Annotated in this window: 1 protein-coding gene and 2 pseudogenes; all 3 read right to left on the minus strand. The window is 41.9% G+C overall.

Translation table 11 applies throughout. The features are described from left to right. Nucleotides 1–455 precede the first annotated feature (455 nt). Nucleotides 456–839 (minus strand): annotated as a pseudogene (locus ACXAH6_RS20260) (toll/interleukin-1 receptor domain-containing protein); the annotation flags it as partial. Between the two features lie 60 nt (nt 840–899). After that, the gene (locus ACXAH6_RS20265; RefSeq protein ID WP_474879799.1) at nt 900–2,591 is read right to left on the minus strand and encodes a RyR domain-containing protein; all 1,692 of its coding nucleotides are present in this window, start codon (nt 2,589–2,591) and stop codon (nt 900–902) included. Nucleotides 2,592–2,898: 307 nt separating this feature from the next. Continuing rightward, nucleotides 2,899–4,062: pseudogene (locus ACXAH6_RS20270) on the minus strand (ISNCY family transposase); the annotation flags it as partial. Nucleotides 4,063–4,163 lie beyond the last annotated feature (101 nt).

The raw sequence follows: 4,163 nt of genomic DNA on the forward strand, positions 1-4,163 counted from the left end.
AAATGCCAGACCGAGAAAGTGTCTCGGCTTCAGGCAACCAGCCGCGGTATTCGATGAATTACGCAAGGCGGCCTAATTTGGGGAGTGGTGCACTTCGGAGTTGAATTCGCGAGCACTTCTAGCGGCAAGCCTAAAATGCCTGCAATTATTTTTAATTTGGCAGTCTTAAGCTGCTCTTCATAAGCAATAGACAGTAATTTTGCTTTTTGGGGTGATATCCCACTTTTCACTAAGTGCTTTTTGTAGCTAGCTGAATTCGTAAAGCCTTTTGAGCCATCTGGTAATCGAAAATCTGCTGCTATTGGTTCAGTGGGCAGCTGGGTATCAAGTTCACCATCTGCGTCGAGCGAATATTGTAGTGCTCGGGGAAAGCATTCTAACGTAGCGGGTTTTTCTGGATCTTCTCCTTTACTTTTATCTATAGAGGCATTGGGCTCACCAAGAAGCAATGCTGCCATTATACGATCATGTTTTCCCTGGCGTTTAAAATGCAAGATTTCCTGATTGACATAATTAGATTGTCGCGCTCTAGGCGAACACAACACAATTAAAAAGGCGGAGTTATCTAATGCTTGTGTAATCGCTTCACTAAGATCGGCAAAAGCGGGTAACGACACTTCATCACGAAATACCGGATAAATACGCTCCGGTACCCGTTCACCGCGTAGGTTAACGGTCCCGACTAAATCTGGGGGAACTTTATAGGATTCGAGTTCTTGATGTAGCCAAGTCGACCATTGACGGTCTTCATCTTTATTATCCGCGTGGCGATAAGAGATAAATGCCAGATATTGCTTTTCCACACCAGAGTCATTTTTTTGAACAATTTCCGTAGTCACATTGTCATCCCTATTATTTCTATTAAACCTCAACAGCTCCTGATATACCTAACTCTTCCATCAATTTAACTGCAAGGTGGAAAGTAAATTAGGTAAATTGGTCAGTGTGTCTACATCTTTTTGTTTCTCTGTATCAGATAATTCATTCCAGTCTACAATTGTAGGGGACAGCTTCTTACTTATATCTTTTGGTCCATCGGTATATTGCCATCCTTCAAGAACCTTACCGGCTAGCCAACGCCTGTGCTCCATCTTCGCTAGATTAAACAAATCACAGCTAGTGATGGCTGATTCCAGTTGCTCTTTTGATGGTGAATGTGTACCAGTTAATAAGTGAAACTTAATCAATAAATGGTCTGCTTGATTACGATTAGCATCTTTTAGGCTTTCGGGTAAACTTTCCCATGAGACGAGTGAAGAATTTGTAGCTGGCGTTTCACCACGCGCACTTTGTTGAACCAGATAATTATTATGGATGGCAATAGCTAGTTTATCTTGTTGATTCCCAAATAAATAATTGAAATGGCATATGTGGTCGTGAATATCGGCAAAAAACACATTGTCGAAAGACTTAAATTCTCCAGCTAACCATTTGGTGTTTTGTTGCTTTTCTGTTTCACATAGGATCAACGGAAAGCTTGCTTCTGCTCCCAATAGATAATTAAGAAGTAGTAGTGAGTTATCTGTGCCGCTAGGAAAAATGTAGCCAATATCGGGAGCCATTTTTTTCAACGTACTAAACACACTGGCACTCATTACATCGCATTGAACAGGATGTATATCAACCAGTTGCGAAATACATGGATAATGCGCAGTTATCTCACTACAAAATTTTTCTGCATGCAATGACGCCAAGTAAAAACGTAAGCGCGTATTTTCTCCATATACGCCTATTTCTGCGAATTTAAGTAAAACGTCACTAATTATGGGCTCGTTACCAACTAAAAGGATGTTAATGAGTTCCCGATTTGCTAAATTGCGATGGTACCTTTCTGGGCCAAAATGATTTATCAGCCATCTCGCCCCTGTTTTTTGATAGTTAACCACTCGTGTAGTTATATTAGGCCTATCCTCCGCAAACAAACTTAGGTTATTAAGTACTACCATTAATTGTGTATCGCGAATTTGGGTAATACATTGCATGGTATTTTTGAGTTGGCGCGAATTCAAAAACGAGTCTACCCGATGGGTATATTCCACATTTTCTGTATCGTTATCAGTAGAAATATAGAGTGTTTTAGCCGCTGTTAAGTTGAGCTTTGGAATAAGGTTTTTATCCATTGTAGGAGCAATTACCGGTATGACGTTAGTTCGCGAAATTGCGCTCCAATATATACTGTCATTTTGTGGAGCTACGATAAGAGTATTAATTCCTTCGGTAGACAGAGAGTTTGCTACTCTGACAGTATTTTCGTTCAGACCAAAAATGACGGTATGCCCTTTAAAAAAGCGTATTTTCAGCATATTCATATGCTGATTTAGCATCGCCATCAGAGCTTTAATTACTGTAAAACTGAAAGTTGCGGGCGCTAACCAACGGGCAATATCTAGACTAACAGGTAGATCATTAGTCACTTCTAACTGAAATAAAAACAAGCTCAGTGACCAATACAGCCAATCGCTTAAATTACTCGCTAGTTCTTGAGACTGAAAATACTTCCGATAACCTAGAGCGCCAAGCACAGTAGACAAAAGGGCGAAAAAAACTATGCCTATTCTTTCCTGCCTGCTAAAAATGGTTTGTACTTTCACTGGCTAAATCCCTATAGCTTTGAAATTTTAGTTACTAGTCACTACTTAGAGCCAATAGACTTACTGAGCTTCAGATGCACTAGGAAATCGTTGTTGATTCAAAATGAATTTCGTATTAACCCCAAGAGATACTCTTGGGTGTGTATTTATTTTGAACAGATGTAAAGAAGTTTCCATCTTAATGAAAAGGTCATTCAGTAGCAATTGGGCGTGAGTGTAAATTATTGTATGTATTCAAGTGAATTAGTGTGATTACCAAGGGATACTGACGGTATAAGTACCAAGCGATTTTGACGTAATCACACTATCAATGTTGCCGCACTTCGGCAAGCTTTGCTAGCCGTAACGCAGTGGTATTCATGTTTTCCCTCAGCCAAATATTTCGAACGCCGCTAGCGTGTATGTCGACGTTCCTTTCAGATTTGAGCAGCCGTGACACCGTGGATTGTCCTAGATGTGGGTTAGCCAGGGAGAATTCGATGACCACTTCCTCAATGGCTCTGTCAGTACGATTTTTGTGATGTAGATCTGGTGTTTCCTGACGTTTTAACGATTCGATTCCACCTTGTTTAATCAGTTTTCGGTGGCGGTAAATGGTATCGCGGGAGACGCCACTAAGTCGGGATGCCTCTGCCACATTTCCAAGCCTGTCAGCCAACGCTAATACCTCAAGCTTCTTCTGGATCTCATTGTCTTCCGAGGACAATTTTTCAGGCTCAGTGACTTCTGTTACCTGTAGCTTTCGTCCAGCGAAGTAAGCTTCAAACCGCTTATATTTACCAGTACGAATTTCAATTTTCTGGTTTGCGATTGAGTGCTTAAGCGGTGAGTCGATGAAGTAGAGTTTTCCCCTGTAGCTAAACGTATGGTCGTTGCGTATTTTCCGGTAAACCTTAGTGATACAGATATCATCAAGGTTGGTGTAGCGTGGTACAGGCGTATATTCGTTGTCTGATACTCTTGCTTTTACAACCAGATTTTTACGCCAGAACTGGGGAATGAAGACGTGTTGGAGGTAGCTATTTGCGCCCGTCATGTCAGTAATGTTGTTGAGTCGTAACTCCGGTATCAACCTGTCTTGCAAGGTATCGAAGGCGCGTTCAATCCTGCCTTTACCCTGAGGAGAACTGGCGAAGATGATTTCAATTCCCAACTCCTCACAGGCCCGTTGCATCTGGGAGAAGTTGCAGCGTTTAGGGCCACCGAATATTCCGGCACGATCAACATATAGGGTTTTAAATACACCGTATTTCTCAACGACTGAGCGCATTACTTTCATACACCCTTCAGTAGTTTCCGACGGAAAGAACTCGGCATGAATATCGCTGTTGGCATCATCAATCACGGCGATTAAACACGATTTCCTATCGCCAAACCAGCGATGTGTGCTGCCGTCCATTTGCAGCATTAACCCTGGCGCTTCCATTCGTTCTCTGCGTTTGTGAACACGGCTGCGCCTACGTGTAAACCTCCCTTAATTAGTTACATCCATAATTAGAGATTTCGGCCATTTCATGCTTGGTTAAATATTCCCATGGTGTCAGATCATTCAGGGCATCATGGGGACGCTCT

This window comes from Alteromonas sp. ABE4_545, assembly GCF_056161325.1.